The organism is Cognataquiflexum rubidum (assembly GCF_022538115.1).
Taxonomy (GTDB): Bacteria; Bacteroidota; Bacteroidia; order Cytophagales; family Cyclobacteriaceae; genus Cognataquiflexum; species Cognataquiflexum rubidum.
On record NZ_JAKZAL010000001.1, the window covers coordinates 265,401 to 287,703 of the forward strand.

The 22,303-nt window shown below is 41.5% G+C and carries 14 protein-coding genes; 5 read left to right on the plus strand and 9 right to left on the minus strand.

Annotation, left to right across the window (positions count from 1 at the left end; all coding sequences use genetic code 11):
• Window positions 1-33: 33 nt before the first annotated feature.
• Window positions 34-2,649, minus strand: a complete 2,616-nt coding sequence (locus MMU05_RS01215; RefSeq protein ID WP_241139843.1) for a M1 family metallopeptidase — start codon at window positions 2,647-2,649, stop codon at window positions 34-36.
• A 50-nt stretch (window positions 2,650-2,699) separates the two neighbouring features.
• Between MMU05_RS01215 and MMU05_RS01220 the strand changes: the two genes are divergently transcribed.
• From MMU05_RS01220 to frr, 3 genes are all read left to right on the plus strand, one after another.
• On the plus strand, window positions 2,700-3,194 hold the full coding sequence (locus MMU05_RS01220) for an acyl-CoA carboxylase biotin carboxyl carrier protein subunit (RefSeq protein ID WP_241139844.1): 495 nt from the start codon (window positions 2,700-2,702) through the stop codon (window positions 3,192-3,194).
• A 103-nt stretch (window positions 3,195-3,297) separates the two neighbouring features.
• The gene (gene pyrH, locus MMU05_RS01225; protein ID WP_241139845.1) at window positions 3,298-4,008 is read left to right on the plus strand and encodes a UMP kinase; all 711 of its coding nucleotides are present in this window, start codon (window positions 3,298-3,300) and stop codon (window positions 4,006-4,008) included.
• Window positions 4,009-4,021: 13 nt separating this feature from the next.
• Entirely contained in the window at window positions 4,022-4,582 is a 561-nt protein-coding gene (gene frr, locus MMU05_RS01230) for a ribosome recycling factor (protein WP_241139846.1), read from the plus strand.
• 314 nt (window positions 4,583-4,896) lie between these two features.
• Here frr and MMU05_RS01235 read toward each other — a convergent pair whose 3' ends face one another.
• From MMU05_RS01235 to MMU05_RS01250, 4 genes are all read right to left on the minus strand, one after another.
• A complete protein-coding gene (locus tag MMU05_RS01235) occupies window positions 4,897-5,700 on the minus strand; it encodes a purine-nucleoside phosphorylase (protein WP_241139847.1) in 804 nt (267 codons plus the stop codon).
• Window positions 5,701-5,722: 22 nt separating this feature from the next.
• A complete protein-coding gene (locus MMU05_RS01240) occupies window positions 5,723-6,559 on the minus strand; it encodes a purine-nucleoside phosphorylase (protein WP_241139848.1) in 837 nt (278 codons plus the stop codon).
• Window positions 6,560-6,891: 332 nt separating this feature from the next.
• Entirely contained in the window at window positions 6,892-8,412 is a 1,521-nt protein-coding gene (locus MMU05_RS01245) for a RagB/SusD family nutrient uptake outer membrane protein (protein WP_241139849.1), read from the minus strand.
• Between the two features lie 28 nt (window positions 8,413-8,440).
• Window positions 8,441-11,503, minus strand: coding sequence for a SusC/RagA family TonB-linked outer membrane protein (locus tag MMU05_RS01250; protein ID WP_241139850.1), 3,063 nt, complete (start codon window positions 11,501-11,503; stop codon window positions 8,441-8,443).
• Between the two features lie 1,061 nt (window positions 11,504-12,564).
• Between MMU05_RS01250 and MMU05_RS01255 the strand changes: the two genes are divergently transcribed.
• Both MMU05_RS01255 and MMU05_RS01260 read left to right on the plus strand, forming a co-directional pair.
• Window positions 12,565-13,590, plus strand: a complete 1,026-nt coding sequence (locus MMU05_RS01255) for a LacI family DNA-binding transcriptional regulator (RefSeq protein ID WP_241139851.1) — start codon at window positions 12,565-12,567, stop codon at window positions 13,588-13,590.
• A 115-nt stretch (window positions 13,591-13,705) separates the two neighbouring features.
• Window positions 13,706-17,248, plus strand: coding sequence for a VCBS repeat-containing protein (locus MMU05_RS01260; RefSeq protein WP_241139852.1), 3,543 nt, complete (start codon window positions 13,706-13,708; stop codon window positions 17,246-17,248).
• On the opposite strand, the gene MMU05_RS01265 is transcribed toward MMU05_RS01260, so the two are convergent.
• The 4 genes from MMU05_RS01265 to MMU05_RS01280 all read right to left on the minus strand — a co-directional run bounded on the left by MMU05_RS01265 (window position 17,249) and on the right by MMU05_RS01280 (window position 22,135).
• A complete protein-coding gene (locus MMU05_RS01265) occupies window positions 17,249-17,929 on the minus strand; it encodes a hypothetical protein (protein WP_241139853.1) in 681 nt (226 codons plus the stop codon).
• A 77-nt stretch (window positions 17,930-18,006) separates the two neighbouring features.
• Window positions 18,007-19,299 (minus strand): APC family permease, encoded by a 1,293-nt coding sequence (locus MMU05_RS01270; protein ID WP_241139854.1) that lies wholly within the window; start codon window positions 19,297-19,299, stop codon window positions 18,007-18,009.
• Between the two features lie 102 nt (window positions 19,300-19,401).
• Window positions 19,402-20,460 carry an NAD(P)H-dependent glycerol-3-phosphate dehydrogenase gene (locus MMU05_RS01275; protein ID WP_241139855.1) on the minus strand — a complete coding sequence of 353 codons (1,059 nt, stop codon included), beginning with the start codon at window positions 20,458-20,460 and terminating at the stop codon, window positions 19,402-19,404.
• Window positions 20,438-22,135 (minus strand): 1-acyl-sn-glycerol-3-phosphate acyltransferase, encoded by a 1,698-nt coding sequence (locus MMU05_RS01280; protein ID WP_241139856.1) that lies wholly within the window; start codon window positions 22,133-22,135, stop codon window positions 20,438-20,440. The genes MMU05_RS01275 and MMU05_RS01280 overlap by 23 nt, the downstream gene beginning before the upstream one ends.
• Window positions 22,136-22,303: the final 168 nt, after the last annotated feature.

Here is a 22,303-nt window from a genome sequence, read left to right on the forward strand (position 1 = left end):
AAGACCGACATTAATACCATAAAAATCAATGATTTAATTTTTCTCAAGGTATTGGGAGAGGAAAAATTCCTCATATCTTTTGGCTAACTCATCCTTTTCCAGTGAAAATAATTCTTTGGCCTTGTCCAAAACTCCCGGCTCATCAATGAATCCGAATAAACCCATAAATGCTCCTATGCGAACAAAATTGGAACTGTTTTCTTTCGCTATATTATATAAATTACTAATGGCAGTTTCTTTTCCCTCCCCCGGATTTTGAACAAAATATTCGCTGTAGTATCCCACAAAATAATAAAGCGATTCTCCCGTCTGTTTGCTCAAAACGTTATGGAACCAATCTGCTTTGCCGGGAATAAGATTGGAGATGTAATATTCAGCCACAGGTACTAATAACCTGATGTTTTTCTCCGATTCAAACTTTGTCGCAATTCCTCCCCTATCGGCATTGTTTTCATTTTCCAAATAAGCTGCCAATGCTGCCCCTGCTACATAATAGGAAGGATGTTCCATCCATTTCATGAAATAAGGAGAATATTTATCGGGGTCTAACAAACTCAGCATTTCAATGGCACCCTGCTTTACCGTATTTTTTGGATCAGTTTCCGCTATTGCCAAAAGGCTTTCTTCGAGACCAGAAATCTCCAATAACCAATCAGGATGCTGGGCAATGTGCATGATGGCAGCTTCCCTGATTGCCCAAAAAGGATCATTCAACCCTCTCCCAACAAGTGAGGCGACTTCCGGATCATCTGCATAGGTATTAGCAAGACTGTCCAATGCCTCGAACCTTGCCACTCCCAAAGTGGAAATGCTGAACTGCTTCTTGAAATGGTCAACACCCCTTGAAGATTTTTTCTCAGCAAGCAATTCCAAGGCTTCATCCACATACAATTCAGTCACGGGAACTTTGTTTTCGACAGCAAACTGCTGCCAAGCTTTGTCCAATACAAATTCTTTTTCATATCTCTTCCCATCGTGGTACCAACTCACTTTAAAAGGAATCTTATATAAAGGTGTGGTGGTCAAATCCTGCTTTTGGGATACCGTCAGGAGTAGATTATCCGGTTGACTGTAATCCACCTCATATTCCAAAGTGGGATGACCTGAACCTAGAAACCACTGATTGAAATACCAATTCAAGTCCTGACCTGTAACCATCTCGAAGGCAATTCTCAAGTCATGTACTTCCACACTTGAAAATGCATGTTTGGTCAAATAAAGCTTAATAGCTTCAAAAAAAGCCTCATCCCCGATATGTCTCCTAAGCATATGGAGAATTCTCCCTCCTTTTGCATAGGAGTGGCTATCGAACATGTCTTCTGAATTGTCATAGTAAAACCTGATCAAATCCACCTGTTTTTCCTTGGATTCCTCAAAATACTGTTCCATTTCCGAAATATGGTGCATGTCTGCATCATCCTTTCCGTTTTTGTATTCATACCATAAGTATTCAGAATAATTGGCAAAAGCTTCATTCAAAGTAAGGTTTGCCCATGATTCATTGGTCACATAATCCCCTACCCACTGATGAAAAAGCTCGTGGGCGATGATCCCATCCCATTCAGAATCGATCGCTGCTCTTGCATCAAGGTTCAGTTCCTCCATGAATACCGAGATTGTGGTATTCTCCATCGCTCCTGATACAAAATCCCGGACAACAACCTGGTCATATTTTTGCCAAGGGTACCTTACCCCAAGGACTTTGGAGAAAAAACCGATCATCTCCGGCGTATTTTGAAACACCGTCTTTGCGCCTTCTTCAAATTCTTTTTCAACATAATACCTTACGGGCATTCCTTCCCATTCATCTTTGATCTCCACATAATCGCCCACAATCACTGCCGCCAAATAAGGCGCATGAGGTAAGTCCATCACCCAATGGTCTGTTCTGGTCCCATTTGCATTTTCCTTACTTGATTTCAAAAGACCGTTACTGATTGTCCTGTATTTTTTATCAACGGTCATTCGGATTTCCTGAGTCATTCTTTCATTGGGAGAATCAATGGTCGGAAACCACTTGGAGTTGTGTTCGGTCTCTCCCTGTGTCCAGATCAGCGTCGGTTTATTGGGGTCTTCTCCACGGGGATTGATAAAATACAGTCCTTTGGTGTCAGTAATGGCTGCGCTTCCCAATTCAGGATTCTCATTTGGTTTGGCAGTATATTTTATCCTGACTTGGATTGTGTCTTTGGCAGAGTAGGTCTGTGGTAAATAAGCCGTGACAATCTGTCCATCATAGCGGAAATTCAATTCTGTTTCTTTTCCCTTGGCTATCAGAGAAAAAACATGGATATCAAAGTCCTGTGCATCAAGGACAAGTTCCCGCTGGGGGAAAAAGTAAGGCTTCAAAGTAAGGACGGCAACACCGTTTACCCATTCTTTTTGGTAGTCAAATGACAGGTCCAAGGCTGTGTGCAAAAGGTCAAAATGCCTGGTATCAGAACCTTTATAAGCGGATATCTTATTTTCAAGGACCGGAATCAACGCTTTGATCGAGGTAGAATCAAAGGGAACGGTTGTTTCTGAAGCCTCAGTCAATTCTTCTGAAAGAACATTTTCTGCCGGATCTGCCACCGGTTTTGAACTTTGACAAGACCAGATTAAGAAAACAGAAACAGCTAAAAATGCCTTGGGTTTATTGAATACCATGAAAATGCTTTTTAAAGATTAATTGTATATTTTAGCGCAAAATAAAGGAAATGTATTCAGTTAGTATCAAGAATTCGGTTTTTGAGGTAGAAAAATCAAAAGAAACGGTAGCTGTAAACGGAAATATCCTTGATTGGGACATTTCTGAAATTCGGACCGGACACTACCATGTCCTCCACAACAGCCAATCATTCAACCTGGAATTGGTCAGCCTAGATGCAGAAACCAAAACAGTAAAACTCAAACTCAACAACAAACCTTGTGAGATAACGATCAAAGATAAATTTGACCTGTTGTTGGAAAAACTTGGAATGAACAACCTTAAGAGTCAAACTGCCAAGGAAATAAAAGCCCCCATGCCCGGGCTGATTTTTGATATCAAAGTCAAAGAAGGCGATGAGGTAAAAAAAGGAGATGCAGTACTTATCCTGGAAGCCATGAAAATGGAGAACATTTTGAAATCCCCGGGGGACGGAACCGTCAAAGCCATCAAAATAAAAAAAGGACAAAGCGTGGAGAAAAATCAGGTCCTGATCCAATTTTAAGAAGTCATGGGTTTAGATTTCTAAAGGAAGGCTTTATATTTGTCGGATTTATCAATTTACCAACCTGATTGAGTTAGCTCTTTTTCACATTTAAAAACCAACAATGAAGTACAAAAGGATATTGCTGAAACTAAGCGGCGAGGCGCTGATGGGAGAAAAAAACTACGGAATTGACTCCAAAAGACTTGAACAATATGCCCAAGAAATCCGACGTGTCAAAGACCTTGGGGTAGAAATCGCCATCGTCATCGGAGGAGGCAATATTTTTAGGGGCGTGCAGGCAGAAAATGCAGGTATCGACCGCGTGCAGGGTGATTATATGGGAATGCTTGCTACGTTGATCAATGCCATGGCACTTCAAAGCGCCCTCGAGCAAGGCGGAATGTTTACCCGACTGATGTCAGGGATCAAAGTGGAAAGTGTCTGCGAGCCATTTATCAGAAGAAGGGCAATCCGACACCTCGAAAAAGGCAGGATAGTAATTTTCGGAGCAGGCATCGGCAACCCGTATTTTACTACTGACTCTACTGCAGCTTTGAGAGCAATAGAAATCGAAGCCGATGTGGTATTGAAAGGCACAAGGGTAGACGGGGTATATACCGCAGATCCCGAAAAAGACAAAACCGCTACCAAATACAGTACGCTATCCTTTCAGGAAGCCTATGCCAAGAACCTCAATATCATGGACATGACGGCATTTACACTTTGCCAGGAAAACAACCTGCCCATCATCGTTTTTGATATGAACAAACCCGGCAATCTTGACAAAATAGTCATCGGAGAAGACATCGGGACATTAATCACTTCAAACTAATACGGATTATATTATGGAAGAAATTCAGCTGTACCTGGAAGAAGCCAAAGAACTGATGCAAAAAGCAGTAAACCATACTGCTGCTGAACTTGTAAAAATCAGGGCTGGAAAAGCCATGCCGAATTTGTTGGACGGGATCATGGTCGCTTATTATGGCGCTCCCACCCCTCTCCAACAAGTAGCTTCAGTAACAACTCCTGACGCAAGAACCCTTACCATCAAACCTTGGGAAAGAAACCTGATCAATGAAATCGAAAGATCTATCATCAACTCTGACCTCGGCCTTGCACCACAAAACAACGGAGAAATCATCATCCTGACGATACCTCCAATGACCGAGGAAAGAAGGAGAAACCTTGTGAAGCAAGCCAAAAATGAATGTGAATCTGGAAAAATCTCCATTCGCACCGTGAGGAAAGAAACCAATGAATCCCTTCGCAAACTTCAAAAAGAAGGTGCTTCCGAGGATGAAATCAAAAGGGCCGAAGATACAGTCCAAAAATTCACCGATAGTTATTCAACCAAAATAGATGAGCTTCTTGTCAAAAAAGAAGTGGAAATTATGACGGTTTGATTATACCAATCTTGCAAATACTCTAGTTCTTTTAAAATTAACCAAAATAATTTGAGATATTAGTTGATATTGGATATTGATTGATATTGGCTCCTATTCACCTGTTATACTAATTTCTTTAGGTTGATTTGAAGATTTCAGAATCCAAAAAAGGCTTCCATTATACCGTGGGAGCCTTTTTTAATTATTACTTTTTGGACAGGAAAGAAATAATATGAGTTGGTGTCAAAACCTGTTAATGGGTTGGTTTACAAATTAATATCCATTAATATCGAGTATCAATCAATATCAGATCCTTTTGAAAAAAATTGATCTTACAAAACAGCTTTCACCAACTCCACCAACTTCTTACCTGCCTGATTGGCTACAGACACCACCTCGGCATGGGTAAATTCTTTGGCAACTTTTGGGATACTTTCATTGGTTATCACGGATATTCCCAAAACCTTTATGCCCATATGGTTGGCGGCAATGACTTCAGGAACGGTGCTCATTCCTACCGCATCTCCGCCAATAATCCTACAATACCTGATCTCGGCTTTGGTTTCCAACTTGGGACCCTGCAGTCCGATATAGGTTCCTGTTTTCAGCTTTATTCCCAATTTCAGGGCTTCAGATTTGGTTTTATCTAACCAACTTAGATCAAATGGTTCGCTCATATCCGGAAACCTAGGTCCAAACACCTCCCGATTTTTTCCACGCAATGGGTTATCAGGAAAAAGGCTGATCATATCTTCAATCAGCATCAAATCCCCTGCCTCAAAGTCCTCATTCAATCCTCCTGCAGCATTGGTGACTATCAATTTTTTTATCCCAATCAACTTCATGACCCGCAAAGGAAAAACCACATCGTCCATTTCATAGCCTTCATAATAATGAAAACGTCCATTCATTGCCAACACAGCCACACCTTCCAATTTTCCGAAAATCAAATCTCCTCCATGCCCTTCAACAGTGGCAACAGGAAAATGGGGAATCTTTGAATAGGAGATTCTTTTTTCAACTTGGATTTCTCCAACCAATCCCCCAAGGCCCGAACCTAGAATGATGGCAGTTTCGGGATATTCCGTTATCTGTGACTTCAAAAAATCAACTGCAGCCTGTTCTTTTGTCAGCATGGAATGCGTCAGAAAATAATGATTAAAGTGATTTTACAATTTCCCTAATGATCAGACTCATTCCAGGTTCGGCTTTGGCAGCACCGGCCAATACTTCGGTAAGACTGATCTTGCGGACTTTTCCAGGAGAGCAAAGGTCAGTAATCGCAGACATTGCAAATACCGGCAGTTCCATATGTCTTGCCACGATGACTTCGGGGATGGTACTCATTCCGATCGCATCACCACCGATTGTCCTGAGGTATTTGTATTCTGCTTTGGTTTCAAGGTTGGGGCCCTGTACAGCAGCATAAACTCCCTGATGGACTTTCAATCCGTTTGCAGCCGCGATCTCCAGGCCTTTTTGGACCAAAGACAGATCATAAGGCTCAGACATATCCGGAAAGCGTACGCCAAACTCCTCCAGGTTTTTGCCTCGGAGCGGATTTTCAGGAAAAAGATCAATATGGTCATTGATAATCATCAATTCGCCGATCCCGTACTCAGGATTGAGTCCACCAGCTGCGTTAGACACAATAAGGTGTTCAATTCCCAGCTTTTTCATCACCCTGACGGGAAAGGTCACTTCCTTCATTGAGTATCCTTCATAATAATGGAATCTCCCCTGCATGGCTACAACAGATTTTCCTGAAAGCTTTCCAAGAATCAGTTTTCCTTTGTGGCTTTCCACTGTCGAAACAGGAAAGAAAGGAATGGCATCATATGGGATTTCTAGTTCAATCTCCATGTTTTGGATCAATTGACCCAGACCGGTACCAAGGATAATGCCTACCTGAGGGGATTTGGGATACAGTTTTTGGATATATTCATAAGCAGTCTGTATTTGCTCAGAATAGGATGGTGAAGATGCTTGTGTCATGGATTAAAAATTTCCCTAAGGTAGGAATCGGACCTTTAAAAAACAGCCTATCACTCCCATCCTTTATAATTTACCAATGTTTTTTCTCAGCCCATTAATTACAAGCTTGGATCAAAACCTCCAATTCATTTCTTTAATCTTATCCAAAAACCTAGGAAATATCAGTTTTCACCTAACCAAATACGTCTCAAAGAAGGAATCACCTTTTCTTAAATCCTCTAAGTCTTTTAGCCCATAAAATTTAAAACGCCTAATAACCTAAGTTGAAAATTTTCCAAACAAAAAAGCCAGACGTACGCCTGGCTTTCTGTTTCAATTTAATAGGTATGAGATTAATATCCTGGATTCTGATCTGCATTGGTCAATGCAGAATTATTATCGATTTCAGATAAGGGGAGCGGCATCAGATTATACCTTACGTTCCAATTTGGAATAGGCTCGCTTGCCAAGAGGTTTTGTCTTCTCCATCTTCTAATGTCCCTATTTCTGATTTGCTCACCGGCCAATTCCACCTGTCTTTCATGTTGGATTGCTCTTAGCATTTCCAATTTGCTTCCGGTAGGATATTGTGCAGTTGGATATGGAGGCATGGCTACATCTGGTCTTGCCCGTACTTGGTTGATATATGGAAGGGCTGCTGCCGGTCCGGAAAGCTCATTCTCGACTTCCGCCATCAGCAAGAGAATGTCAGCATACCTGATAGCTCTAAAGTTGATTCCTGATTGTACGTCTTCCGCACCTCTCTTGTAGATCATTTGGTATTTTCTCCAGCTGGCGCGAGCAGTATTTCCTTGGACTTTATCGGCAGTCAAGACTGCGGTTCCACCATTAAAGGTATCGCCGATCTGGAAGAAATTGTAACCGATCCTAGGGTCATCTTTAGCAGCTCCATTCGCAACCCTTTCATAGGCGTTGAATAGTGGCAGACTTGGAATCACGTTTCTCCAGGCAGTTGGGCCATATTCCTGTCCACGGAAAGTCACTTCGGCGATACCGCCCCCATCACCATTCCATGCACCTGCAGTTCCAAATGCTTCAGAGAATTGGATTTCCCATACTGACTCAGAATTGTTTTCTCTCTCTTCTTCGAAATTATCCAAATACCTGTCTACCAACCTGTATTGGTTTGACGAAATAATTTCAAGAAGGAACGGTCTTGCTGCAGCATAATTTCCTCTAAAAATATGTGCCTTGGCAGCAAGTGCCTGTGCAGCCCCTTTGGAAGCCCTTCCCACATCAGTACCAGTGTAGGCACTTTTCAGCGGTAAGCTTGCGATTGCGGCAGTCAAATCAGAAAATATGAGTGCGTATACCTCATCTTCTGATGCCCTTGGATTTGCATCCGGAGAAGTTGCTGTAGAAGTCATCAATGGTACTCCTCCCCAAAGGGTGACAAGTTCATAATGAGCCAATGCACGTAGAAATCTTGCTTCAGCTATTATTCTCTCCCTTAATTCCTCGGTGATTTCTTCGGTTGCTTTATCGGCATTTTCCAATATCAAATTGGCCCTATGAACTATTCTGTACCAACCTCTCCAATTTGCTTCATTCAGAGGATTTGAAGCATCGAATACATGGTTCAGAACCTGTGCCCTTGCAGCTTCTAGTTGTGGACCTCCTGTGTCACAATCGTCTGACAGCAAGTCCTGGAAAAAGAAGTATTCCCTGTTGTAAAGGTTGTTTGCCTGCAAACCTGCATAAACCGAGTTCACAGCTGCCACCAACTGCGGACCTGTCCTGTAAAATGTTTCTACTCCTAACTGATTAGGGTTGGTAGGACTTAACCTATCCTCATCGCAGGAATTGAACCCCAGCAACAATACTAATGATGTAAGAAATAATCTCGTTTTCATATGTTATACTTTTGATATTGAGACATGATTAAAATGTAAACTGGATACCGCCGATAAATGTTCTCGCGGCAGGGAATTGACCATAATCGATACCTGTTCCCAAGGATGAATTGATTCCTGTTCGTGCTGCTATCTCAGGATCATAGCCACTGTATTTGGTAAAGGTCAAAGGATTTTGGGTGAGGAAGTAAATCCTAACTTTGCTCACATATCCGTTCGTCAAGGAATTCAATGTAGCAGTAGGAATAGTGTACCCCAATATTATATTTTTCACCCTCATATAAGACCCATCTTCGACAAATCTCGAACTAGCCCTTGCATTCCTGTTCGGATCCCCGGAAACTGCACGTGGAACAGTGGTATTGGTATTGTTTGGTGTCCATCTGTCCAACACTACTGTGGATGCATTGAACAACCTTGTCATACCTTCGGTATGGAATCTTAGGTTATTGAAGATTTCATTTCCCTGTACGCCTTGCAAAAACATGGTAATGTCAAAGTTTTTATAGCTCCCGTTGAAATTCAACCCATAAGTAAAATCGGGAAGGTAATGACCTAGGTTGGTCCTGTCACTTGCATTGATCACCCCATCATTGTTAATATCTCTGAATTTGATATCACCTGGCCTTGCATTGGGCTGGGCCGTATTGCTCTCACCAGTTTGGAATAGGCCATCAGCTATCCAGCCATAGAAGTAAGCGATAGGCTGACCTTCTTCAGTAAAGGTGTACGGGTCTCCATTAAATGCAGGACCAAAAATGGTATTTCCGGATCCCAACGAAACCAACTCGTTACTTACAAAACCTAAGTTTCCGTCAATGGAGAATTGAAAGTCCCCTGTATATTTTCTATACCCTAAAGTAAATTCCAAACCGGTATTTTTAACAGTTCCCACATTGGCAATAGGTGCGCCGTCAAATCCCAATGAAGGAGGAATCGGAACACCAAGTATCATACCTTCGGTGGTATTGTCAAAATACTCGAACGAAAGATTGAACCTGTCATTGAATAATCCCAAATCCATACCGATGTTTTTCATAATGGTGGATTCCCATCTCAGATCGGTATTGGCCAATGCACTGATGGTACTTCCACCTTGGAGACTTCCTGCAAAGTTGTAGAAGTGATTGCTATTTATGGTTCCTTGATACACATAATCTCCGATACGGTCATTCCCTGTCTCACCATAACTCGCCCTGATTTTCAGATCACTAATCGCAGTAAGTGATTGCATAAAGGTCTCTTGACTCAACCTCCATCCTGCTGACACAGATGGGAAGGTACCCCATTTGTTGTTTGGCCCAAACCTTGATCCTCCATCCTGCCTAATAGAGGCACTGAAAAGGTATTTCTGATCATAATCGTAGTTTATCCTTCCAATATAGGAGATCAAAGCGTAATCAGTCTGACTTCCTGAAGTGACCTGATTTTGGACTCCCTGAAGCACCCTCACATCATTAGTCAGGTTATTTTGTCCTGATCCGTTGAGATTGGTAGACCTGAAAGTCTGCTGTTCGATTACCGCCAATAAATCAAAGCTGTGCTTATTGATGGTTTTTTGATAGGAAAACTGGTTGCTGAACAATGGAGATACGAAGGTGGATCTGCTTTGGGCAATGGTAGCAAATGGTTGGTTGTTGAAATCACCGGCAAAGAAACGTGGAGTGTATTGGTCATTTTGGCCTATTCCAATATCAATTCCAGCCAAGAACCTATATTTAAATCCTTCAAAAGGCATCACATCGATATATGCAGTACCCAATATTTTGAAATCCTGCTGTCTGTTTGTTCTTATTTCGGCGTTCAATACCGGATTTTCAGGATCGGAACCATCAACCCTATCAGGAGCCCTAAATCCACCCAATCTTGAGTCATCTCTAACAGGAATGTATGGCACCTGCTTGACGATATGCTCCAACTGGCTTCTACCTCCTGTAAACGGCTCATTGTTCCTGTTGGAGTAAGCAAAAGTCAAGGTCTGTCCAATGCTGACATATTTGTTCAATTTAAAATCTGTATTGGATCGGAATGATATCCTTTCAAAATCAGTCCCTTTCATGATACCTTCTTGGGAAAAATACCCCATGGATACGTTGTAAAGAACACTTTCAGTTCCGCCGGATATGGCGATGTTATGGTCTTGAATAGGAGCAGAACGGAACATCTCCCCTTGCCAGTCGGTTTCGACATTGGCAAGATCGCCAAGATTATCGAATCTTTGTGGTGCAGGCTGATTACCGTTTGCCAATAATTCACGTCCAAAAGCGATGTATTGATCCCTGTTCAAAAGATCAAGTTGCTTCCATGCCTGTTGGGTACCATAATAGGAATCGAACGTAACTTTGGGTTTTCCGATTACCCCTTTTTTGGTAGTGACCAGGATAACACCGTTTGCAGCCCTAGAACCATAAATGGCAGCCGCAGATGCATCTTTCAAGACTTCAATGGATTCGATGTCTGCAGGGTTGATCTGATTCAAACCTCCCGCCGGTACACCGTCAATGACGTAAAGTGGATCATTGTTACCTACAGTTCCAATTCCCCTGACCCGTACGATAGGATCTGTTCCGGGTGCACCGGCATTGGTTACCTGCACGCCGGCAGCACGACCCTGAATAGCAGAAGCAAGATTGGGAACAGGAAGCGACCTGATGGCTTCCGAGCCAACAGAAGAAATCGCACCTGTAACCTTGGCGCGCTCCTGAGTACCATATCCGACCACAATGACTTCTGAAAGGTTAGACATGTCAGGTTCCATAGCAACAGACAAAGTGGTTGTATTGCCCACCCTAATCTCCTGTTGTTTGAATCCAATAAAGGAAAAAACAAGTACAGACTGTGAAGAAGGCACTTCAATAGAAAAATTACCGTCAATATCTGTGGCGGTACCTTGGGTCGTTCCCTTGATAAGGACGTTTACTCCCGGCATTGTTTCTGTTCCATCTACAGACTTTACGGTTCCTTTTACCACAAAAGATTGGGCAAAGGCACTACAGGGAAGCAGGAATATCCCCATAACAAGTAATAGGGCCATCAACGAAATTATTTTTCCGCCGGGCCCTGATTTTTTACGGTACATTTTGCTGTTCATAGGTTATTTGGTTTATGTAAGAATTTGGTTTTAATCAATAATCAAGAAAAATTATTAAAAAGAATCGGTCATAGTTCCTAATGAATATCTATCTAATAGGTATTCTAAATTTGCCATTTAAATAGATGAATTTTAATAAAACTACAATCCTGCTCTGTCCTGATTGAATAGTTAATAATGCATTCGATAACAAACTGAACACATTATATTTCACTGTTTCGAAGGCAGAAATGCCGGAGAAAAAAGAGTCTGTTCCGGAAGGCGATTTGACTTCCAATTTCGCATGGTGATCAAAAAACTTTGAAAGGAGAAAAAATTGATATAGAAATGCCGATAACCTGAGTGGTGGAAGGGAAAAAAACAGAAGATAAGTCTTGTTGAGATTTCTTGTAGAATTCCGATCCATGCGTGGTTTTGGGTTTAGTTAATTTTACTCAATATGATAGAAAACTTGCAATAAGTCCTTCATAAACATGCATTTGACCATAAATTGAATGGTCATAGATTATAAACTTCTAAAAAAATAATTATTTATGCAACCGATTTCATAAATTATTTTTAACAATCAAAAAATCGTGATCGATATTTTATTTAGAATTTTAACAATAATCACCCAATCTGACCGAAAATTAGGCGTAAGGATCTTTACACAGAATAAAATTTTAAATAATAGCCTTAATTCTTTGAAAATTTGTAATTTTCTGCCAATTAGGAAATGACTAAAACTAGTCGAAAATTTCTTTCAGAAAATGAAGTTTTAAAAAATTTAAAGAGGCAAAATAAAAATTTTCAAAACTGAAAAGTAGAGAGACATAAACAAAACAGTTTTAATCAAATAAGCATGAAATTACTTTGTTTTATTCACTTTATTCAAAGTAAAATTTACATTACAACCGATTTCATCTATTATTCTTCCACATTTTGTAAAACCTTTAATTTTGACAAACACTGATTATTATTGCGAAATTTCCAAAAGAAATTGACAATCCCCCACCATAAAAAGAAGAATACAAAAGACTGTTTTTCTTAAAAAGGCCAAAATTCAGGTCTCCAACAACAATATGGAAAAAGAAATAACCATTTATGACATTGCCAAAGAACTGGGGGTGTCACCGACCACAGTGAGTAGGGCCTTAAATAACCACCCGGCTGTAAATGAAAAAACAAAGAAGAAAATCTTTAGTGCTGCATTGGAAAGTGGATATCAGTCAAATGTTTTTGCGGCAAATCTTAGAAACAAAAAGACCAACAACATAGGTGTAATCGTCCCTAGGCTTAATTCCAGTTTCCAGTCTTCGGTACTTGCCGGAATGGAGAAAGTAGCCAATGAAGCAGGTTATAACCTCATTATCAGTCAGTCTCTTGAATCCTATCATAAGGAAGTGGCTAATGCCTTGACGATGTTCAACAGCCGTGTTGACGGGCTTCTTGTTTCATTGGCAGGAGATACCGAAAACATAGATCACTTTATGCCCTTTCTGAAAAAAGGAACTCCTTTGATGTTTTACGACAGAATTGCCGAGCATTCCAACACTACCGGAATCACCATCGACAACATACAGGCTGCCCAAAACGCCACCAATCATCTGATTGAGCAAGGATGTAAAAGAATAGTCCACGTATTGCGTACCACAAAGATCAATGTGTATGCTGACAGATTGAAAGGATATAAGTATGCTTTGCTTGAAAATGACATTCCCTTCAATCCTTCCTTGGTCCTCTATGCAGATCTTGTCGAGGACGTCGGTGAAGAAATTGTCAACAAAATTCTAAAAATGGACCCTTTGCCTGACGGACTTTTTGTTTCTAATGACTCCTGCGCGGCCAGCTGCATTAAGCACCTGAAATTGGCAGGGATCAGAATTCCGGAGGATATTGCAGTAGTTGGTTTCAACAACGAATTCATTTCCCGTCTCGTTGAGCCCAATATTACCACGGTGAACTATCCAGGCTATGAAATGGGAGAACTTGCCATGAAAAACCTGATCAACCACCTTGAAAACCCGGGAGACCGCATGTTGCAGAACACCAATAAAATCACCTTGCGGTCTGAATTGATTGTAAGAGCTTCTTCCAAAAGGAAATAAGAGTTTAAAGTATTTTGGGCCAATTGTTTTGACTTAAGGCGACAAATCAAACTTTGACTGAAGGTAAAACCAATGTTTCTTTCTATATTTTTGCTATCACCTAGGTTTGATATATATGAGACATTCTCTTCTTAGTTTCTTTTTTTTGGGATTTGTTATTTTCAGCTGTTCAAAACCAGGCAGTAGTGATTATAGATTTGAACTCCTATCTCCTGAACAAACCGGGGTTACTTTCAATAATCGAATTGAAATCGATGAGGACTTTAATGTTTTGGATTTTGATTATATATATAATGGTGGTGGTGTCGCTGTGGGGGATTTTAATGGGGACAGTCTACCGGATATATTTTTTACGGGAAATATGGTTTCTTCAAAATTGTACCTCAACAGAGGTAATTTTAAATTTGAGGACGTCACCGATATAGCCGCCGTAAGCACCGCAACATGGGCAGAAGGAGTCACTTTGGTGGATATCAATGATGATGGTCTATTGGATATTTATGTTAGTGTTTCCAATCGGGACGATACTTACCCAAATCCTAATTTGCTTTTTGTGAATCAAGGTTTAAATCAAGATGGCATTCCTGTTTTCGAAGAAATGGCATCCCAATATGGAATTGCTGACAGAGGCTACAATACCCAGGCTGCATTTTTTGACTATGACAGGGACGGTGATCTGGATTTGTATATTTTGTCCAATGCGTTGGAGAGTTTTCAGAGGAATTTGTCAAGACCAAAAGAGAAAACAGGGAAAGGAAAAAGCAATGATAAGCTATACCAAAATAATGGCAATGGAACATTTTCCAATGTGACTTTGTCGGCAGGGATTACTATCGAAGGATATGGACTAGGCTTAGCGATCAGTGATATCAATCAGGACGGTTGGCCCGATATGTATATTGCCAATGATTTTATATCCAATGACCTTCTGTATATCAACAATGGGGACGGTACTTTTTCAAACCGGATTGCTGAAATGATAAACCACCAAAGCTTCAATTCGATGGGAGTCGACATTGCCGATTTCAACAATGACGCCCTATCAGATGTGATGGTGGTGGACATGTTTCCACCTGATAACTTTCGCCAAAAAACCATGTTTGCCCCAACTGAAAATTATGACCTGTACCAAGCAAACATAGATAGAGGATACGAACCACAATATGTCAGGAATACCCTTCAGCTCAACCGTGGCAATGGTACCTTTAGCGAAATCGGGTTTCTGTCAGGAATATTTCAAACAGACTGGAGTTGGTCATCGCTTTTTGCCGACCTTGACAATGATGGCAATCGGGATCTTTTTGTCAGCAATGGATACGGCAAGGATGTGACCGACCTAGATTATATCAATTTTTCGCAAAATCTTGGACCCTTTACAAGTCCCGAGGAAAGGAGAAAACGGCTTTTGGAAGGACTTGAATCTTTGAAAGAAGTCAAGCTTCCAAATTATGTTTTTCAAAACAATGCAGACCTGACTTTTGCTGACAAAAGCCAAGAATGGGGAATTACCCACCCGTCCATTTCCAATGGAGTGGCTTATGCAGACCTGGACAATGATGGAGACCTTGATTTGGTCACCAACAACCTCAACGAAACGGCCTTTATCTATAAAAATACCACAAGGGAAAAACAGCCTGAGTCAAGCAATTTCCTGAAAATCTCTTTTGACGGACCTATCCAAAACAGGAACGGAATCGGCGCAAAAGTGTACCTCACCTTTGCTTCAGGAGATTCAATTACCACCCTATACCATGAACATTACCCGACCCGTGGATACAAATCTTTTGTGGAGCCTATGGCCCATTTTGGGATCGGAGAATCTAAAATTATCCAAGAGGTAAAAGTCATCTGGCCGGATGAAAAAACCCAGATAGTCAAAGATATCTCCTCAAACCAATCCATAATTTTAACCTATGAGGAGGCAATTGATTCAATTCAGACAGAAGATGAACATTCTAATTATTCTGAATATGCAGAAGTAAGCCTCGAATTAGGAATCGACTATATTCACAATCACCCTACGTACAAAGACTTCAACAGACAAAGATTGCTTCCCCACAAGCATTCGGAAAACGGGCCTGGGATGGCAGTTGGCGATATCAATGGAGATGGACTGGAAGATTTTTTTATCGGCGGATCAAAAGATTATCCCGGAGTATTTTTTATTCAGGGAAAAGATGGCCGATTTTTAAAGAAAAGTTTGGAGGAAAGTTCGCCATCTGATGATATGGGAAGCCTATTGTTTGATGCCGATGGCGACGGAAACCTCGACCTGTATGTGGTCAGCGGTGGGAGTCGCTATTCAGAGTCATCGGCCGAATATCAGGACAGGTTATACATCAATGATGGCAAAGGAAATTTTAAGCTGAATCCTGAGTTACTTCCTGAACTGAATTTCAGCGGTTCAATTGTCACCGCAGCTGATTATGATGGGGATGGGGATTTGGACCTTTTTATCGGAGGAAGGGTAAGACCGGGGCAATATCCTTTGGCTCCCAAATCAGTGATATTAGAAAACAATGCCGGCAAGTTTACAGACGTAAGCAATTCCTTGTTTCCAGGTCTGGAAAACTTGGGAATGGTCACTGCGGCACTTTGGACTGACTTTGACAATGATGGTTATCTCGATCTGATCGTGGTGGGTGAATGGATGCCTGTGAGGTTTTTGAAGCAAAACCGGAAAGCAGAGGGCTCAATCCAGTTTGTCGACGCATCAGCCGAATTTGCCCCGCAAAATTCCACAGGTTGGTGGAACAGCATTACTTCTACAGACCTCAACCAAGACGGGAAATTGGAATATATTCTTGGAAACCTTGGATTGAATTCAAGGTGGAAAGCCAAATTTGAACAGCCTTTGGTCATGATTGCCAAGGATTTTGATGGAAACAAAAGTGTCGACCCGATCATGTTCCAATATCTCAAAGATGGGTTTTTTGCTGTTCCAGGTAGGGATATGGTCGTCAGTCAGGTGCCTTCCTGGAAAACCAGATTTCTTGCCTATTCCGAATATGCCAACACAAAGTTGGAAGATTTTTTTGTGTCAGGAGCATTAGAAGGAGCTGAGCGCTTGGAAGCGAATTATTTTCAAAGTGCAGTTTTGGAAAGATCTGCAGACAAAAAATTCTCAATAAAATCATTGCCTGTGGAAGCACAGTTTGCTCCGCAATATGGATTGGTTGCCCTTGAAAATCCTGATGATAGAAACCAATCTTTGCTTTTGGCAGGGAATTTTTATGGAAATGAAACCGTAACAGGCAGGTATGATGCCTCAAAAGGACTTCAATTGAAAATAGAAAATGGTGAATTGAAGTCTTTGTCTTTAAGTGAAAGTGGGTTTGAAGTAAATGGACAAGGAAGGGCTTTAGCAGTTATAAGGGATAAGGAAGGAAATCCAATCATCCTCGCCGCCCAACAAGGAGACAGCTTAAAAGTATTTAAAAACACAAAGCCCCAATTTTACAAGAGTGTTGTAAAACTGGGGCCTTTAGATTATTTGGCAGAAATCACCTTCAAAGACGGGTCAAAATCTGTCAAAGAGTTTTATTATGGAGAGGGTTATCTTTCCCAATCTTCCCGGATTTTCCCAATTCTAGAAACCTATCAAAAGGTTGTCATCACAGATTATCAAAGAAATAAAAGGACTGTTTGGGAGGATTGATCAATCCTCCAAAGCCACTAATTCCCATTTTTTGAACAAAGCAAAATTCAAGGAAACGTAGAATATGTTGGCATCCAATCCGGCATAGGGTTGGAAAGTGCCGCCATCTCCATCCGAGGCGGTAAACCCTTGGTTGAAAAACGATGTCAGATAATATTTAGCTTTGATACTTGTCCCTTTTGGCAAGGTGTAACCTATGAAAACAGCATGTTGAAAGGTATTGACCCGGTCACTGAACCAGACACTGAACCTTTCAGTCCTAACTTCATCGACAAAAGTCCTTTCTCTATAATTCATCGCGATTTCAAACTCGTAACCGGCAAAGAAAAACCGGTCATCCATGTTTCCAAGCTTCACGCCAATAGGAATACCCAAATTGTAATTCCTGACTTTTTTCCTCACTGAAGGCGATTCATCAAAAATGAATCCAACGTTGCGGATGTTGACACCAGTAAACCAACCAAAAGACTCACTTTGATCAAAGTTGAGGAGGGTCTGAAGGTTGATCACAGGAGAAAACCTGAGTACATTATTCTTGTTTTGAACGGTTCCTGTGGAGAAAATCCACTCGCCACCTGAGGTAAAATAGGGTTTGCCCTCTTTGGTAACTGTTTTGGTTTGGGCCAACGCGGCGGACAGGGCAAAAGTAATGATAAAAATAGTTGTAAAGATTTTTTTCATGGGAGAGGACTTTAATGGTTCAATAGCAAATATCTTAAAACTTGATTAATTAAAGATATCTCAGTGTGAATAATTCTTTATTGTTTTGAAAATTTTTTGGCAAAATGATGAATCCCAAAAATCACCAAACCCAATGCTGTCCAAAGGATTGTGTCCCATATTTCTTCAGATTTGGTACCTGAAAGCAACCAAAGTGTAGCTCCGATTCCTGCAATTGCGAAGTAATTGCCCAATGGGATTTTGAAAAAGTCACCTTCGGGATTTGTCTTTCTCAGTTTGATCAAAGACGCACACACCAATGCGTATAGAATCAGCCTTGAGATCACGGAAACCGCAAGAGAACTCATAAATCCCCAAACAATAGCAACAGATGCCACCAAAGCCGAGAAAAAAAGAATGGAAATATACGGAGTGGCAAATCGTGGGTGGATTTTTCCAAACAACTTTGGCAATTGGTCCTCCTGACTGAGCGCAAAGGGAAGCCTCGACCCGCTCAAAATCTGCACATTCAAGGTTCCCAAAATGGAGATGACTGCGCCGACAGTAATGAAAAGTCCCCCATACCACCCCATAAATACTGAAGCAGCATCTGCAAGGGGCTTTTCTGAAGTGGCTAAATCAGGGAGGGTTCCAATAGAAACGATTTGGATGAGAATGTAAAAACCGGCAATCACGCCCGCAGCTGTCAATAAACCAAAAGGAAGGTTTTTCCTTGGATTGACGATCTCCCCGCTATTGACCAATCCTGCTTCAAACCCACCAAAAGCAAAAACCAACAATAAGGTCGATGCAGAAAAATCCTTTAAGGTGGGGACAGGCTGACCTTTCATCAGGTCAAAATCAATATAAAAAAGACCCACAATAATGAAAATTGCCAAAGGAAAGAGTTTCGCCACTGTAAGCACATTGCTGACCCTTGCAGTATTTTTCACCCCAATCCAATTGAAATAAGTAATCAAGGCAGTAATGAAAATGATGATGGCTATCCTGACTTCGGGTTGGTTGAAGCTTTCAGAAAAAAATGAAAGGTATAAGACCATCAGATTGATCAGTGTGGCATAGCTGAACAGTCTAGTCAGCATCAGTAGCCACCCGATGATAAATGCCGGAATTGGCCCAAAAGCAGTATGGACATACAGGTAAGGACCGCCTGTTTGCTCAAATCGTGAACTGACTTCGGCAAAAACCAAAATCAAAACGGCCATCACCAAAGCACAAACCACAAATGCCAAAATGGAATAGACTCCCGAAAGGGCAAAAACTTTGGCCGGGAGTGCAAAAATCCCCGCCCCGATTACCGAATTGATGATGAGGAAAACCAAGTCCCATCTTTGGATACCGCGCTTGAGTGTTGTGGGTGAATTTGCCAATTTATCTTTTTTTGCAGTTATCTACTTTCCTAATCTCTTACCAAACAACTCCAAAATAACCAATAACCAAATAACCCCTTAATCTTTAATCAAATAACCAAATTAAAGGAAATCCACATCTACACTAAATGGATACTTCATTAAATATTGCAGTGCTTCTTCAATTTTGAGATCTTCAAAAAGGACTTTATATAAGTTCTCAGTAATGGGTGCCCTCTTTCCGGTACCTTCTACAAATGCTTTCATAAGTTTGATGGTATTGACACCCTCCGCCACTTCTTCCATGGTATCTAGGATATCGTCGAGTTTTTCACCTTTAGCCAATCTGAATCCAACTGTATAGTTTCGCGAAAGGGTGGAATTGCAGGTCGCAACAAGATCGCCGATTCCAGCCAGGCCGATAAAGGATTTAAGACTTCCCCCTAAGGCATTTCCCAAGTAAACAAGTTCTACCATTCCTCTGGAAATCAGCAATCCTTTTGCATTTTCTCCCAAACCCATTCCTGCCAAGGCTCCCGCTGCAATCGCAATGATATTTTTAAGCACTCCACTCAACTCGACTCCGACGATGTCCGAATTGCCATATACCTGAAATCTGTCTGTCCGGAGCAGGCGCTGTCCTTCCAATATTACTTCATTGTATTTGCTTGCCACCACGGTGGCCGCCGGTTGACCAAGGTAAAGTTCCCTCGCCAAGTTTGGCCCTGCAAGGCACCCCACCCGGACGACAACCGTTTCCTTCATGATGACCTCGCTCATGGTCAGGATATCTTCCCTGTTGATTTTACCCACATCTTCTAGGGTTTTGCCTTGAGGAAGATTCAGGCATAGGCCTTTGGTGCCATGGATAATCAAATGGTAAGGATATAAAAAAGGAGAAAATGCACGGATCACATCCTGAAAAGCCGAGGAAGGAACCATAAAGAAAATAGTGTTGCAGGATTTACATAAGTACTCCGGATCTTGGGTGGCAAAGATTTCCGGATTGATTAACTCCCCCTCCACGGTATGTTTTTGGTTGATTTCGTCGACCACTTCGGTCCGCCTGACATAAGCGATTACCTTACTTTTCTCGGAGAGGATATTGGCAATGGCAGTTCCAAAACTTCCCATGCCTACCACTCCGACTGATTTTTCTTTAGAAGAGTTTTTCGAGGTCATACCCGTGAAGTCGGTTGTGGTAATAATACAATAGGTTCAAGTCTTGGGTTTCTATGTTGCCCATACTGTTTTTGACCAAGGGACGCTTGGCGTGATACATCCCAACATTGGCCAGGCCATGGTCGATGATGCTGTCGATATCGCTTTTCATGTGAGGTGCGATCTGAACTTTGGATTCTGCCTCGAGTTCCCGGATTTTGTTCAGGACTTTTTGGCATTCTTCTTTGAATTCATGGTAAATGAGCACTACATCCTCTTCCGGAAGCCGGAGGAGATTGTACAGGTCCATCTTTTTATTTTCCCTTTTGATCATCTGAAAGGCAGTGAATGCCACCAAATGGGAACTGAATACCCGGTTGATTTTATGGAATTCCTCTACGATTCTTTTTCCCAAATGGTAAGTATATTCTTCTTCCCTTTGGGCATCTACGGTAACTTTCCCATTGTAAAGAAAGTAATCTTTGGTATCAATTTTTCTTCCGTTACGGTCTATGCTGTTACCCTCATTGTCGACATAGTTGCCCAATACGTCCAAAGCCTTTCCTACAGACACCGAGATATCGGAACCTTTGGTAAAGAACTTGACAAGAAATTTGGAGATTTTGTAAGAGGTGGAAAACTCATCTGACTCCTTATAGTATCGTTCTTGTCCCGTCAAAGCAAGGTGCTCTTGGATAAGACTTGGCGCTTCAAGGACGAAGTGGTAATTGATGGTGACAGGGACAATGAAAATCTTTCCGCTAACATCGTCTTCCCCTCTTTCGAAATTTGCCCTTTGGGCCTCAACAGCCGTACTCAGCAACCCAAGTTTGAGTTTTTTCTCTATCATCCCACTTCGTGAACGCGTCCCTCCGGGGAAGAAAAGACTATGAACACCAAACTGCAACGCTTCTGAAGAATAGGTTTTTAATGTCTCAAGATAAATGAGGTTTTTCTTTCTACGGTCTACCTTGTAGGCACCAAGGGCATTCATGAAGTAAGAAAAAATGCTGATGTTGAACAGGTTCAACCCGGCCCCATAGATAAATGGCGGCAATCCCAACACAGAAATAATCCATCCTATCAAAATGCTGTCAAGGTTGGAAAAATGGGTTGGAACCATCACGATCGTTCCTTTGGAGGCAAGTTCGCGGATCTGATCCGTCTCTCCGACGATCTGGATTTTGTCCTGCAGGCTAAATTGATTGCTAAAAATTGATTTAAAACCCTTTACCCGGGCAGCATTCAGCAACCTTGAAAAACCAAATGTGACGATCCTCCGGGTAACTTTATAATGGGAATGGATAAAATTACTGGCGATTTCTTCCGAATACCGCATGGTAATATCATCGAGGATTTCTAGGTATTTCTTTTTCTTTTGGGTTTTTGTCAAACTGCCATCAGCGCTGAGTTGGACCATGCCTGATTTTACATTTCCCCAAAATTCTTTCTCATCATCAGGGTCTACGGCCCAAGGATTTTGCTTTATCCTGAGCTTTTCGCGGTAGAGCGTTGTTTCCAACTCCTCCCTGAGCAAATCGATATTTCCTGCGGTGATTTCCAGGACAGATTTTTTGCTGGCATCAGCCACTTTTCTGATAAAATCCTTTCTGCTTTTGCTGAGTTTGACGACCGGCCACTCGTCCTTTTTGGGAAGGATAGGTTCGTATTGGTGTTTGATATAAGTATCAGCCAAGTGATTTCCTTTTTTGGATAGAAAACAAAGATAACAAAAATCACCACGTTGGTACACGCAGAATAGTGCGTTTACAATCCGTTTTGGGATGTAGAAATAAAAAGAAGGTGATACCGAAAACGTTTTGAACTCCGGGGTGTTTGTTTGGTAATATTTTACCTTGGGTTT

What these genes read in the sequence shown, in the direction of transcription:
- MMU05_RS01215 (WP_241139843.1), bottom strand. Translation starts at nt 2,649, where the DNA reads ATGGTATTCAATAAACCCAAGGCATTTTTAGCTGTTTCTGTTTTCTTA.
- MMU05_RS01220 (WP_241139844.1), top strand. Translation starts at nt 2,700, where the DNA reads ATGTATTCAGTTAGTATCAAGAATTCGGTTTTTGAGGTAGAAAAATCA.
- pyrH (WP_241139845.1), top strand. Translation starts at nt 3,298, where the DNA reads ATGAAGTACAAAAGGATATTGCTGAAACTAAGCGGCGAGGCGCTGATG.
- frr (WP_241139846.1), top strand. Translation starts at nt 4,022, where the DNA reads ATGGAAGAAATTCAGCTGTACCTGGAAGAAGCCAAAGAACTGATGCAA.
- MMU05_RS01235 (WP_241139847.1), bottom strand. Translation starts at nt 5,700, where the DNA reads ATGCTGACAAAAGAACAGGCTGCAGTTGATTTTTTGAAGTCACAGATA.
- MMU05_RS01240 (WP_241139848.1), bottom strand. Translation starts at nt 6,559, where the DNA reads ATGACACAAGCATCTTCACCATCCTATTCTGAGCAAATACAGACTGCT.
- MMU05_RS01245 (WP_241139849.1), bottom strand. Translation starts at nt 8,412, where the DNA reads ATGAAAACGAGATTATTTCTTACATCATTAGTATTGTTGCTGGGGTTC.
- MMU05_RS01250 (WP_241139850.1), bottom strand. Translation starts at nt 11,503, where the DNA reads ATGAACAGCAAAATGTACCGTAAAAAATCAGGGCCCGGCGGAAAAATA.
- MMU05_RS01255 (WP_241139851.1), top strand. Translation starts at nt 12,565, where the DNA reads ATGGAAAAAGAAATAACCATTTATGACATTGCCAAAGAACTGGGGGTG.
- MMU05_RS01260 (WP_241139852.1), top strand. Translation starts at nt 13,706, where the DNA reads ATGAGACATTCTCTTCTTAGTTTCTTTTTTTTGGGATTTGTTATTTTC.
- MMU05_RS01265 (WP_241139853.1), bottom strand. Translation starts at nt 17,929, where the DNA reads ATGAAAAAAATCTTTACAACTATTTTTATCATTACTTTTGCCCTGTCC.
- MMU05_RS01275 (WP_241139855.1), bottom strand. Translation starts at nt 20,460, where the DNA reads ATGACCTCGAAAAACTCTTCTAAAGAAAAATCAGTCGGAGTGGTAGGC.